The sequence below is a fragment of the Bacillus sp. P4_E1 genome (assembly GCF_056401715.1).
In genome coordinates this window covers 230,103-242,707 of sequence record NZ_JBFUIV010000007.1, presented here as the reverse complement: position 1 = coordinate 242,707, position 12,605 = coordinate 230,103, and the positions used below count along the sequence as shown (strand labels likewise).

Below are 12,605 nucleotides of genomic sequence, written 5' to 3'. Positions count from 1 at the left end.
CTCGCAAAGGAAACTGCCATGACAATGCTTGTATTGAATCATTCTTTTCTCATTTTAAATCTGAAATGTTTTATCTCAATTATTATCAAACAAAAGAAGAATTGATTCAAGCAATTGAAACATACATCTATCATTATAACTACAAACGATTCCAAAAACGACTCAATCATCGAGCTCCGATTGAATATCGAATCTCAATGGCTGCTTAGTCTTTTTTTAAAGCTGTCTACTTGACGGGGATAAGACCAGACTACTTGTCCTTTCTTTTATCCATACTCAATAATATTAAGCTTGGAATGTTTCTGTTAGTACAGGAACGATTTGTTTTTTACGAGATACAACACCTTTTAAAGTAGCTGTGTTGTTTTGTAATGTTACGTTGTAAGCTTTCTCAACAACGTTTGTTGCTTTACCAATCGCAAGACCAACAGAATCGTTAGTTAAGATATCAGTTACAACGAATAAGAATAGGTCCAAACCTTTTTCTTCTACTACTGTAGTGATAACTTTTTCAAGTTCTGCTTGGTGTACAAGAACGTCGTTTGTATCAACAGCGTTTACTTGTGCGATTTCAACTTTCGCGCTACCCATTTGGAATTCTTTAGCGTCAAGAGAGATTAATTGCTCCATTGTTTTTCCGCTTAAATCAGCACCAGCTTTTAACATTTCTAAGCCGTAGCTATCTGCATCTACACCAGCGATTTCCGCTAATTCACGAGCTGCTGCTACGTCTTGTTCTGTGCAAGTTGGAGATTTGAATAGTAAAGAATCTGAAATGATTGCAGATAACATTAAACCAGCAACTTCTTTACGAATTGTAACGCCATTTTCTTTGTACATTTTGTTTAAGATTGTAGCTGTACATCCAACTGGCTCACAACGGTAGTAAATAGGATCGCTTGTTTCAAAGTTAGCAATACGGTGATGGTCAATAACTTCTAACACACGAACAGATTCGATATCGTTAGCACTTTGTTGACGCTCGTTATGGTCAACTAAAATAACGTTGTCCACTTCGTTTGCTACTGTCTCAACAAAACGCGGTCCTTCTACTTTAAAAGAGTCTAACGCAAATTGAGTTTCACCACTGATTTCGCCTAAACGTACAGGCTCAGCATTCATTCCTAATTCTTTTTTCAATTCTGCATAAGCAATCGCAGAACAAATTGCATCTGTATCTGGGTTTTTATGYCCGAAAACTAGTACTTTTTCCATGTTTTCCACCTCTTCATGAAAAGGATATCTTAAAGAAGCAAATATGACAATATTTAAAGCCGAATTTTTTATAAATAATTGTACTTTCTTCTATATTTTTCATAAAAAAATCATCTAAAATGAATTAGATGATCAAAATGTATATTTAATTTAAAATAGTGTAGGAACTTGCACTACATTGTTAAAAGCAAAATTGGAATTTAAACCATTATTCACAAGGTTCACATCAATAACTTGATAAAACGCATTTCCAGTGTCCGCAATCTCCCAAACAGCTAAAATAAGATGGTAGCCACTACGGTCAGTTGGTACATTTGCTTCATGCGTTACTGTTGTCCCCGGTCTAACTCCGCCATCATTTTTTACATAGAACGGCACTAAATCTAAACTAGACCTTGTTAAAGGCATATTTGGATTCCAATCCTTCTTTGTAATGTAGTATTTCCATTCTTTCGTACTATGAGGAGCGGTTAGTTTCCACTTGAATGTATTCATCCCGCCGTTTAACGTAACTTTCTTCCACCTATCAACTGCTTGAACGTCTAAAGCAGGAAAATGGCCAGCTCCTGCGATTTGTCCATCAGAAGGTCCTAATTGTGGAAACCCCCCTATTCCTTCTACACTTTGTGGTTCATATTGAACTGGACCGCAATTTACATTTACCCCTTGCTTACATAAATAAGATCGGCTCGCTGGTGATTCTACATACCCATGAGCTGAAGCCTTTTCTGAAAATCCAAATGTTAATAACCCCGTAAGTAATATCCCGCCACATAATATAACCTTCTTCACCTTTTGTAAACTTGTCTTTTTCATTCTTTCATCCCCTTCCCAAAAATGAAATGAAAATAACTATAGTTGCCTAGTCATCTTCTCTACATCCATTATAAGTGGAAGAGTATTACTAAAAGAACCCTCTAAAAACTTTCTCAAATTCTTCTAGCTACAAAAATATCAATTCTTCACGCATTTTAATTACCAGTTATCAAATCTATTATTTATTTTGTCGTTTTACTGTTAAATACTTATAACACCGTCTGAAAATACAAACGGCGTTAAAGTAGTTAATAATTACTTACAATTATATATCACAGTGTAGCTTCGAAAAAAGTTTGATTACATTAACTCTATAAACCTAGATAAAATAATATAAAGAAAAAGTGTGTTTTGAAAAAGATTGATCTAAACACGCTTTAAATATACTCAATTAAACCATTCGTTTATAAATAAATTACGAAATTGGCAAAGGTAGTCTAGTTATCAAATAGCCCTCTCCCTCTCAGATTTGCGGAAACTGGCTCCTTTCCTATCTCACGTGCCCATATAGATAACTGGCCGATATGGTGGATTTCATGGACAATGACATGACGTATTATCTCTCCGTGTGTACATTCAATGACTCGGCGCCTGATTGGGGCGTCTCTAGAGCTAATCGGTTCTTCATTGAAATCAGTTTCTGAAAGTTTCCGAGAATCCATTTCATTTGTCCAAGAGGTCACAAATGGCTTCACTTCCTCGTGGTATTGATCCGAAAGATTTTTCACTTTTTGCAAGCTGGCATACTCTTCAAACAATGGCTCCTCAGGAACTGGCTCACCTCGCAAACCTAAGATCCACATATATTCCACATCTACAATGTGAAATAGGGTATGTAGTATACTGCCGAACCCACCGACCCGTTTCTTTAATAGTTCTTCATCCGGCATGTCTTCGCACAATGTAAACCACTCATCACGAACTTGCCAGTTATATTGAAACAGTTTCAACATCACAGCAACCTCCATCTTTTAGATTAACATTTAATATTCACCAAAAGACTTCAAAATTCCTATTTAAATAATACCTCTTATAAACCTATTAAAACCTTATACAAATTGGCCCTCAAATTGAACATTCAATATGAAGTTAATGAATGAAAAGAAAACCCCTATTATACAGGGGTTTATCAATCTTTTTATAAATCAATACTCAGACCTAATAACAACTTCGTGGTTTGAAAATATCCCTCTTTTTAAATAAAAATACTAAATCATTTTATAATAAATAACCGTTGCATCTAACTCACCATTCGGAGAAATTGCATATTCAGGTATTTTTCCAACTTCTTGATAGTCTAATGATTTATACAATCTATTGGAAGGGTCTCCTTCTCTCGTATCTAGTACTAAAAGAGAYCGTTTTTCTTGTTTTGCTCGCTCCTCTGCTTTTTGCATGAGTAAACGTCCAATACCATTACGTCTAAAGTTTGGATGAGTCATTAACTTGCAAATTTCAGCTCTATGTATCCCATTAGGCTTTGTAACTAAATGTAATCGAATACTCCCTGCCACTTCATTGTTTATTTTAGCAACATACAATATCACTTCTGGTGCTAATACAGTTTGCCAATAATTTGTTGCTTCTTTTTGTTCCAGTGGAGGTAAAAAACCAATTGACGCCTCATCATTTACTACAGTTTTCAACAGTTCAGAAAGCTCTTCAATGTCTTCATCAAGTCGTTTAATTTCTTCTATTACTATACTTCGCATTCCTTTTCCCCCTTTTGTTTCATTGTAACAACTTTTAAAGAAGGAATAATGAAATTCTAAGATGAAATTATTAAATATATGATTTTTTAAAGAAAGGATACCTATATGAAGTATATATTAGATAGGAAATATGCAAGAGAATTACTCCAGTGGGCATATGAGCAAAACCCAGGTCCGTGGTTCGATCATTCACGTAATGTTGCCCTTGCAACTGAAAAGATAGTTGTTGAACTTATTAATAATGGGTACGACCTAGATGCTGATATAGCATACAACGCTGCCCTCCTGCATGACATAGGAAGATATAAAGGTTTTACTAAATCTGTTATTCATTCCTATGATGGTTATATGTATATGAATGATTTAGGGTATACAGGAAACGCCATTATATGTGTGACGCATTCATTTCCTTGCAAAAATGAGCATTTAGATATCGCGGCAGAGTGGAGCATTGTTCCTGATTATATGGAAAGCCGATTAATTGAAATATTGAATGAAAACAGTGACTACGACTTATACAATAAGGTGATTACCCTTTGTGACGCACTTGCTGATGCGGAAGGCTTTACTACTCTTGAAAAAAGATTGATTTCAGTTGGTTTACGTCATGGCACAACCTCTCATACTTCTTTACATTGGAAGGGATTCTATGCAATTAAGAAAGAATTAGAATCTTTAATTGGTAAGAGCATATACACACTTCTCCCTAATATAGAGACATCGATTTATAAAAATATAGAATATTAAAATGGGATTTGACTTGATAGAACATAAAGGTAACTTTGATTTTGGATATGAAGATATTGCGGGTATATCTCGGAAATGTAAATTTTCTAATTGTTCGCATACAAATGAACCACACTGTGCAGTAAAAAAAGCTATCTCTGACGGCATACTTTCTGAAGAAATATTTAATAGTTTTTATAGAGATTTAAACGAGGCACACTATGTTTCTAAACAGAGTAATAAAACAAAAGCTATCGACTATATGAAACAATTGAAACTCTTTCAAAAAAATTAGACTAAACTAGAAAGTCCCCCTTAAAAGAATATTTTAAGGAGGGCTTTTTCTTGTTTAATGACTTTGATGTTTCAATTCCACCAGACATTCTTGTACTAAGGTTACTGCCTGACTCATTGCAGCTCCCCCAGCAAACGCGGCTGAAACACCACAAGCTTCTAAAATTTCTTTATCAGAACATCCTTGGTCAATACAGCCCTTCGTATGATAAATCGTACAATATTCGTCTTGTGTTGCTAAACTAATCCCTAATGCAATGAGCTGCTTTTCTCTTTTAGTTAATGTACCCTCCTGAAAACATGCTTGTGTAAAAGCGTTATATGTTTCTGCAATTTCAGGGATTTGTTGCGTAAAATTCCCTATACCTTCTTTATAATCAAGTAATACATCATTTATAGAGCCATATTGTTGATTTTCCATCGTATATCCTCCATTCATTTTATTCACACTTACTTTAGTATGAGATAAAATGAAGGACATATACAAATATTTACTTTAAAAAATAGAATGAATTTTCAGTTTATTTAACTTTTAAATTTGCACATCTACAGTTTCAGCCCATTATCTACTGACACTTTTTCTTTAGAATTTTTCCTTTCAACCACTTTACTTCTTTCTTCCCAAAATGTTAAACCTTCAATTCCCACATTTTTAGGATCAAACACTGGATCTTTCCCTTCTTTTTTCTGCGTTTCATAGTCTTTTAACACTTTTAATGCTGTTTTACTTAATAATAGAATCGCGATTAAGTTTAACCATGCCATACTACCGATTCCTAAATCTCCAAGGTTCCATAATAGCGACGCTGATTCTACGCTACCGATGTAAACCATAATTAAAAACCCAATTTTCAAAACTGGTTTTAACCAGCTATATTTGAGATCACGATCTAAATAAGTGAGTGTCGTTTCAGCGATATAGTAGTACGCGAGTAAAGTTGTAAATGCAAAAAAGAAGATTGCGATTGAAATAAATATTGGACCAAATCCTGTCATAACAGTTTCAACTGCTTGTTGTGTATAGATTGGACCTGCATCTACATTTCCCATATTCTTTACAATAGCGCTTTTCCCTTCAGGTATTACATTATACATACCCGTTATTAATATCATAAGAGCTGTCGCTGTACATACTACAATTGTATCAATATATACAGAAAACGCTTGAACTAGCCCTTGTTTTGCAGGATGTGATACTTCAGCAGCAGCTGAGCTATACGTCGCTTCTCCAACACCAGCAACATTTGAAAATACAGCACGTTTTACCCCCCATGCAATTGCTGCACCGACGATTCCGCCAAACATTTCATTTACACCAAATGCACTAGAGAAAATTAATGCAAACATACTTGGAATTTCCGTTACATTGGCAATTAATACGATACATGTAACAATTACATAACCAATTGCCATAAATGGAACTAGCATTTGAGAAACGCCCGCAATTCTCTTTACGCCACCAAAAATGATAGCTGCTAATAATACGACTAACAATATACCAGTTATATATTTGCTAATACCATTAGAATTTTCAAATCCAACTGCGATACTACTCGATTGAATACCTGGTAATAAAACGCCATATGATAGTGTTACAACGACCGCTACAATGACCGCAAACCATTTCATCTTCAAGCCTTTCTCAATGAAATATGGCGTACCACCACGGTATTCATTGCCTACTTTACTTTTATATACTTGTGCTAATGTTGATTCAACAAATGCACTAGCTGCTCCTAATAATGCCATCACCCACATCCAAAATACAGCTCCAGGTCCGCCGAAAGCGATAGCTGTCGCTACTCCTGCGATATTACCAATTCCAACCCTACCTGATAATGCCAAACAAAATGCTTGAAAGGATGATATCCCAGTCTCCGAGCTCTTCCCTTCAAATAATAGTTTAATCATCTCCTTAAAATAGCGAATTTGTAAAAAACGAGTTGCAATTGTGAAATACACTCCTGCTCCTAATGCGAAAACAACTAAGCCAATACTCCAAACTTGCCCTACTAACCATTCTACTAACTGCTCCATCCAAATCCCCCTTATAATTCTTTTGAAAAAGCAATTTTATATATAAGAAAACGGACAACTATTATTAAACCTTCCAGTTGTCCGCATCTCTCATTATTTCATCCCTCTATTTATTAACAGTTAGACTCTCTATTACTTTATATTTACCCAAACACTTTTCACTTCTGTATAGTTATCAAGGGCGTATGAACCTAATTCACGTCCGATACCAGATTGCTTATATCCACCAAATGGTGCAGCTGCATTTTCTAAGTTATAATCATTAATCCACACTGTTCCTGCCTTTAATTTATTGGCAACTTGATGTCCGGTTTTAATATTTTGTGTCCATACGCCCGCAGCAAGCCCGTAAGACGAGCGATTTGCTCTTTCAATTACTTCTTCTGTCGAATCGAACGGGAGTACAACGACAACTGGTCCGAAAATTTCTTCCTTAACGATTGTCATATCGTCTGTAACATTTGTGAATACTGTTGGCTGTACAAAATAACCTTTTTCAAATGCACGTTTACCACCAGCTGCAACAGTAGCACCTTCAGATTTTCCTTGTTCAATGTAATTTAGCACACGCTCTTGTTGTTTTTTAGATACGAGCGGTCCCATTTCAGTTTCCGCCTCCATACCTGCCCCTAGCTTCACGTCATTCGCCATTTTTACAAGTTCATTTACGACTGTTTCATAATGTTTTCGGTGGACAAACACGCGAGAGCCTGCACTACAATTTTGACCATGATTATACATAATACCTTGGAACGCACCGTTAATCGCTTCTTCTAAGTCAGCATCTTCTAAAATGATGTTTGGTGACTTACCACCAAGTTCTAACGTTACATGTTTAATTGTTTCTGCAGATTGACGCATAATATATTTCCCTGTAACTGTTGAACCTGTGAAAGCTACTTTATCAATATCATGATGGTTTACAATTGCCGATCCTGCTTCAGGACCGAAACCTGGTACAAAGTTTACGACACCGTTTGGAAAACCAGCTTCTTTAAAAAGCTTCGCTGTATATAGTAAAGATAAAGGTGTTTGCTCTGCTGGTTTTAATACAATCGTACAACCCGTCGCAAGAGCGGCTCCCATTTTCCAAGAAGACATAACGAGCGGAAAATTCCACGGGATAATTTGACCTACAACGCCAACCGGTTCATGGCGTGTGTAATTTAAATAATCTTTTGAAATTGGAATGGTTTGCCCAATAATTTTTGTAGCCCATCCCGCGTAATAGCGGTAATTTTCTACAGTCGCTGAAATATCATCATCAAGTGCTACTTGATATGGTTTTCCATTATCTAAAGCTTCCAGCTGTGCTAATTCTTCTCTATGCTCTTCAATTAAATCTGCTAATTTATAAATAAGGTGTGCTCTTTCAGCAGTAGTCATCTCTGCCCACGGGCCTGATTCAAAAGCAAATCTTGCCGCTTTTACTGCGACATCAATATCTTCTTCTTGCGCTTCACATACGACTGCTAGAACATCTTCTGTCGCTGGATTGTATGTTTCAAATGTCTTCCCACTTATTGAAGAAACAAATTCACCATTAATGAACATTTTAATTTTTTCATTTAAAAACGCTTTCACTTTTGGTTTCAGCTCAATGTTTGTCGTTAACATATATACTCTCCTCCTTATTTAAACAGCTGCATGAGCCGCAATTTCTGATAAAATCGTTTGAAGCTTTTGATCTTCTTCTTCAGTTAATCCTAATCTCGGATAACGTGAAGGTCCTCCGACTTGCCCATGTAATTCCATTGAACGTTTAACGATTTGCACATACTTTCCTGATCCTTCAAGAAACTCACAAAGAGGTAAAATAGCATCGTTCATTTCCCACGCTTTTTCTAATTCACCATTTTGAAAATGCTCATACATTTTCGTAACGAGTCCTGGAACGATATTTCCGGCTACTGAAACCCATCCCGATGCACCAACTAAATAAGATTCCATAACTAAATCTTCAGATCCGCAGAAGACTTGGAAAGCACCTTCACCTTGTCTTACTAAATCTCTCGCTTTTCGAATATCTCCGCTAGATTCTTTAATATGTGTAACATTTTCACACTCTTTTCCAATACGGAGCATTAACTCTGTGCTCATATCAACACCAGAAGTAAATGGGTTATTGTATAGCATAATTGGTATATTTACAGCGTTTGAGATTTCTTTAAAATGAAAATAAATCTCCTCTTCCTTCGGTTTACAATAGTAAGAGTTTATAATTAATGCGCAATCCGCTCCGTGCGCTTCTGCATGTTTCGTATATTCAATCGTTTCTTTCGTCGTCTCTGCAGCAGTTCCAACAATGACAGGAATACGGCCATCAACTTCTTTTAATACTGTTTCTACCATGTTAAATCGTTCTTCTTTTGATAAACTAACAAATTCCCCTGTACTTCCATTAATAATAATTCCAGCTACCTTTTGCTCAATAAAGTAGTTTACGTTTTGTTTTACGCCTTTCCAATCAATCTCTTGAAATTCATCCATCGGTGTTATTAATACTGGAAATGCCCCTTTAATTTTTTGCATCTTTATCTCTCCCTTTAACATATTATTTTAATAAGAAACCTGTTGGAAACGGATCAGTAGGATCTAATATAAATGTTTGCATACCTGTAATAAACCCTCTACTTTCAAATCGAAAAATGTATCCGAGTTCTTCTTTCTTCACTTTTTCTACTGTTATAAAGCTATTAAAAATACTTTCATTTTTAAAAGGTTTATCCGCTATATAATCATTTTTAAAAAATGTATGAACATAAGACACAATAGTAGAAACAAAACCTGGTGAACGTACTATAAAGTTATCTTCATGAAATGTAATCGACTTTATATGGTTCTTTTCTTTTTGCATAGAATCTACTAAAATAAGTCTTTTTATTAATGACTGTTTTTGTATAGCTTGAAGTGTAGCTTCACCCCATTTTTTTAATTTAGAGATGTTTTCAATACTGATTTCTGGCGAATACGTATCCTTTTCTACAACTGCATATACTTTATCTGCCTGTATGAGAGAGTAACTTATATTACCAACCTTTAAATTTTTCTCAATCATATAACATAGTTTGCTTTCAAACGAAACAGATACAACTTCATCATTCTCTACATATGCATTCACTGAAAATATGCCAGATAGCGTTTCGATTTTGTATTGATTAGGCTCTCTCTTTTTTAAATACCCGCTTTCTAGTAACATCGTTATTACTGCGACAATGCCTCCGTAATGAAGAGGAATGGATCCTTCATGATTAAAAAACAATACAGCTGCATCCACTTCATTATGAATAGAAGGAACGACAATACATCCATTTAAACCGATAAAACCACGTGGTTCATTTAATAAAAGCTTCATTTCTTCTGCTAATTCACCTAAGAATTGTTCGTTTAATTGCTCCAAACTGTAGTAGTATTTACATGGTACGTCTTTCATTACACGAAATGCCTCGCCATTTACGTGTACGTCTACTGCTGTATACATTTTTTGAATGTTCATTTTACATCCTCCGTTTCATGTTCCATCGGCGGAATTAGCAAAAAGCCTTCTTTAAGTGGATCCTTTTCATTGTAAAAAAATCTATGCATACCCATAAGCCAAGCTGATCCCGTAATTTTCGTTACTACAGCTTCAATATTTTCTACATATGTTGTATTCATAACACACCCTTTAAATAAAGAACCTACAATACTCTCATGAACAAATTCTTCATCGATATCAATTTTTTTATGAGCATATAATACAGCTAACTTCGCTGATGTTCCTGTGCCGCATGGAGATCGATCAATTCCTCCTGGCGGAACAACAACTGTATTTTTCACATGCGCACTTACATGAGTAGGATCTGTATAAAATTCAACATGTGTTAATCCTCTTATAAACGAATACTCTGGATGAATGATTTCAAACTTCTCATTAATTGTATTTCTAATATGAATAGCCTTATCAATGATTGTAGATGCGTTTTCTGGTACTAACTCTAAACCTACTGACTTCGCATCGATAATGGCATAAAAATTCCCTCCATACGCAATATCAGCCTCTACAGTTCCAATTTCTTCGACGTGTACAGAAATATTTTTCAGTAAAAAAGCTGGTATGTTACAGAAGGAGACTTCTTTCGCTTTCCCATCTTGAACAGAAATATCTACTTCAACTAAGCCAGCTGGTGTATCTAGCTTTAAAGAAGTAACCGGTTCAATTACTGGAATTAAACCTGATTCAACTAAAGCTGTACATACACCGATTGTATCGTGGCCACACATCGGCAAATATCCACCTGTCTCTATGTATATAACACCTATATCAGCTTCAGGATGACATGGATCTGTTAATAATGCCCCTGACATTACATCATGACCACGAGGTTCATTCATTAACAATTTCCGAATCCAGTCATACTCTCTTTTCATATGTAACATCTTCTCTGCCATCGTCTCTCCAATTAACTTAGGAAGTCCGCTAATTAATGTCCTCGTTGGATTCCCGCCGGTATGTGTATCAATCGTCGTAAAGACTCTTTGTGACCTCATCCGTTTAACACCCTTTCTGTAAAACGACTCAAACGAAGTGGTTCAATAGGAATGATTGTTTCTTTTTCATTTAATAACTCTTCAATCACTTTCCCAGTAACTGCCGCAAGACTAATTCCATCACCTTCATGTCCTGCTGCTATAAAGTAGTTCGGAATATGTTCCACTCGTGAAATTATCGGCAAATGATCTTCTGTCCACGGGCGTAATCCAGCATATGAACGAATCACCATCATATCTGCCATTTTCGGATAAAAACGAATTGCTCTATTCGCAATACATTTAATAACCTCGTTATTTATCTTCGTATGAAAACCTACAAACTCTCTACTACTACCAATTAAAAAATTTTGGCTTTCTGTCGGTTCAAATACAAGTGCCACCCCATACTTTTCAGTTAAAGCATCCACTTTTCGTTTTCCACCAAATTTAGAAATTAAATAACCAAATTCCATTACTTTACGGCAGCCAACGTGTTGTTGCCTTGAAGCTACAATAATATGTCCCTTTCTCGGTTCAATTGGGATATTCACATCTAACATCTGTCCGATTTTAGGAGCCCACACACCGGCTGCGTTCACAACTTGCTTCGCAGTAAACGTTCCATTTGTTGTTTCTACAATAAAGGAACCGTCTATATCTCTTTTCACTTCTTTAACTTCTGTATGATTAAAAGCTTTTGTACCAAATTTCTTCGATTCTGCAAGAAGTGAAAAAGCAAGAAGATATGGATTTACAGTTGAATCCGTTGCACATTCTAAACCGCCTAATAAATCATCTGCAAAAAATGGTGATTCTTCTTTTATATCTTGCCTATCAAGCATTCGAAATGGTAAACCAACCTCTTTTTGACGATTTACCCATTGCTGCGCTGCCTCCATCTCTTCGTCTGATTCACAAACGAGAATGCTTCCTGGCGCTCTATATTCAAATGAGTGCTCCAATTCTTCACTTAATTCAGTTACTAAATTTTGACTTACTAACGACATTTGACTATCAAACCCTGGGTCTTTATCAATCGCCAAAATGTTCCCGTCACACCGTGAAGACGTTCCACTGACAAACTCCCCTTTTTCAATGATTGTTACGTCTCTTCCGTATTTTGATGTGTAATAAGCGATAGAACATCCTATAATACCACCGCCTATTATTAAAACGTCACAGTGTCTCACATAGCACCCCTCCTTTCTCCTAAATCTCTCACTTTCTATTTATGCAATTGGTGTGCCAACTCTACATACAGAACTATTTATATGAAATAATTTTTATTTGTAA

The 12,605-nt window shown here is 35.7% G+C and carries 14 protein-coding genes; 3 read left to right on the top strand and 11 right to left on the bottom strand.

Annotated elements, in window-relative coordinates; translation table 11 throughout:
- On the top strand, positions 1–209 hold a 209-nt coding region (locus tag AC1DS7_RS12790; protein ID WP_476999015.1), incomplete at its 5' end, for an IS3 family transposase.
- A 76-nt stretch (positions 210–285) separates the two neighbouring features.
- On the opposite strand, the gene ppaC is transcribed toward AC1DS7_RS12790, so the two are convergent.
- From ppaC to AC1DS7_RS12770, 4 genes are all read right to left on the bottom strand, one after another.
- On the bottom strand, positions 286–1,215 hold the full coding sequence (ppaC, locus tag AC1DS7_RS12785; RefSeq protein WP_016101261.1) for a manganese-dependent inorganic pyrophosphatase: 930 nt from the start codon (positions 1,213–1,215) through the stop codon (positions 286–288).
- A 150-nt stretch (positions 1,216–1,365) separates the two neighbouring features.
- Positions 1,366–2,031, bottom strand: a complete 666-nt coding sequence (locus AC1DS7_RS12780) for a lytic polysaccharide monooxygenase (protein WP_016101260.1) — start codon at positions 2,029–2,031, stop codon at positions 1,366–1,368.
- A gap of 437 nt (positions 2,032–2,468) precedes the next feature.
- Positions 2,469–2,984 (bottom strand): DinB family protein, encoded by a 516-nt coding sequence (locus tag AC1DS7_RS12775; RefSeq protein WP_215589107.1) that lies wholly within the window; start codon positions 2,982–2,984, stop codon positions 2,469–2,471.
- 255 nt (positions 2,985–3,239) lie between these two features.
- Positions 3,240–3,743, bottom strand: a complete 504-nt coding sequence (locus AC1DS7_RS12770; protein WP_215588240.1) for a GNAT family N-acetyltransferase — start codon at positions 3,741–3,743, stop codon at positions 3,240–3,242.
- Positions 3,744–3,848: 105 nt separating this feature from the next.
- Between AC1DS7_RS12770 and AC1DS7_RS12765 the strand changes: the two genes are divergently transcribed.
- Together AC1DS7_RS12765 and AC1DS7_RS12760 are read left to right on the top strand one after the other, a co-directional pair.
- A complete protein-coding gene (locus tag AC1DS7_RS12765) occupies positions 3,849–4,490 on the top strand; it encodes an HD domain-containing protein (protein WP_002032624.1) in 642 nt (213 codons plus the stop codon).
- 1 nt (position 4,491) lies between these two features.
- Positions 4,492–4,764, top strand: coding sequence for a P-loop NTPase family protein (locus AC1DS7_RS12760; RefSeq protein WP_002012986.1), 273 nt, complete (start codon positions 4,492–4,494; stop codon positions 4,762–4,764).
- 54 nt (positions 4,765–4,818) lie between these two features.
- Here the strand turns inward: AC1DS7_RS12760 and AC1DS7_RS12755 are convergent, their stop codons facing one another.
- The 7 genes from AC1DS7_RS12755 to AC1DS7_RS12725 all read right to left on the bottom strand — a co-directional run bounded on the left by AC1DS7_RS12755 (position 4,819) and on the right by AC1DS7_RS12725 (position 12,502).
- Complete coding sequence (locus AC1DS7_RS12755; protein ID WP_002085063.1) at positions 4,819–5,184, bottom strand: carboxymuconolactone decarboxylase family protein; 366 nt, start codon at positions 5,182–5,184, stop codon at positions 4,819–4,821.
- Positions 5,185–5,309: 125 nt separating this feature from the next.
- Positions 5,310–6,800 carry an alanine/glycine:cation symporter family protein gene (locus AC1DS7_RS12750; RefSeq protein ID WP_215588241.1) on the bottom strand — a complete coding sequence of 497 codons (1,491 nt, stop codon included), beginning with the start codon at positions 6,798–6,800 and terminating at the stop codon, positions 5,310–5,312.
- Positions 6,801–6,932: 132 nt separating this feature from the next.
- Entirely contained in the window at positions 6,933–8,417 is a 1,485-nt protein-coding gene (locus tag AC1DS7_RS12745; protein WP_215588242.1) for an aldehyde dehydrogenase family protein, read from the bottom strand.
- A gap of 18 nt (positions 8,418–8,435) precedes the next feature.
- Positions 8,436–9,332 (bottom strand): 4-hydroxy-tetrahydrodipicolinate synthase, encoded by an 897-nt coding sequence (dapA, locus tag AC1DS7_RS12740; RefSeq protein ID WP_002189875.1) that lies wholly within the window; start codon positions 9,330–9,332, stop codon positions 8,436–8,438.
- A gap of 22 nt (positions 9,333–9,354) precedes the next feature.
- Positions 9,355–10,296 (bottom strand): proline racemase family protein, encoded by a 942-nt coding sequence (locus AC1DS7_RS12735; protein ID WP_016101255.1) that lies wholly within the window; start codon positions 10,294–10,296, stop codon positions 9,355–9,357.
- Positions 10,293–11,330, bottom strand: a complete 1,038-nt coding sequence (locus tag AC1DS7_RS12730; protein WP_002142094.1) for a proline racemase family protein — start codon at positions 11,328–11,330, stop codon at positions 10,293–10,295. Before AC1DS7_RS12730 ends, AC1DS7_RS12735 begins: the two co-directional genes overlap by 4 nt.
- Positions 11,327–12,502, bottom strand: coding sequence for an NAD(P)/FAD-dependent oxidoreductase (locus tag AC1DS7_RS12725; RefSeq protein WP_002032609.1), 1,176 nt, complete (start codon positions 12,500–12,502; stop codon positions 11,327–11,329). The genes AC1DS7_RS12730 and AC1DS7_RS12725 overlap by 4 nt, the downstream gene beginning before the upstream one ends.
- Positions 12,503–12,605: the final 103 nt, after the last annotated feature.

What these genes read in the sequence shown, in the direction of transcription:
- AC1DS7_RS12735 (WP_016101255.1), bottom strand. Translation starts at nt 10,296, where the DNA reads ATGAACATTCAAAAAATGTATACAGCAGTAGACGTACACGTAAATGGC.
- AC1DS7_RS12780 (WP_016101260.1), bottom strand. Translation starts at nt 2,031, where the DNA reads ATGAAAAAGACAAGTTTACAAAAGGTGAAGAAGGTTATATTATGTGGC.
- AC1DS7_RS12745 (WP_215588242.1), bottom strand. Translation starts at nt 8,417, where the DNA reads ATGTTAACGACAAACATTGAGCTGAAACCAAAAGTGAAAGCGTTTTTA.
- dapA (WP_002189875.1), bottom strand. Translation starts at nt 9,332, where the DNA reads ATGCAAAAAATTAAAGGGGCATTTCCAGTATTAATAACACCGATGGAT.
- AC1DS7_RS12765 (WP_002032624.1), top strand. Translation starts at nt 3,849, where the DNA reads ATGAAGTATATATTAGATAGGAAATATGCAAGAGAATTACTCCAGTGG.
- AC1DS7_RS12755 (WP_002085063.1), bottom strand. Translation starts at nt 5,184, where the DNA reads ATGGAAAATCAACAATATGGCTCTATAAATGATGTATTACTTGATTAT.
- AC1DS7_RS12730 (WP_002142094.1), bottom strand. Translation starts at nt 11,330, where the DNA reads ATGAGGTCACAAAGAGTCTTTACGACGATTGATACACATACCGGCGGG.
- AC1DS7_RS12750 (WP_215588241.1), bottom strand. Translation starts at nt 6,800, where the DNA reads ATGGAGCAGTTAGTAGAATGGTTAGTAGGGCAAGTTTGGAGTATTGGC.
- AC1DS7_RS12760 (WP_002012986.1), top strand. Translation starts at nt 4,492, where the DNA reads ATGGGATTTGACTTGATAGAACATAAAGGTAACTTTGATTTTGGATAT.
- AC1DS7_RS12775 (WP_215589107.1), bottom strand. Translation starts at nt 2,984, where the DNA reads ATGTTGAAACTGTTTCAATATAACTGGCAAGTTCGTGATGAGTGGTTT.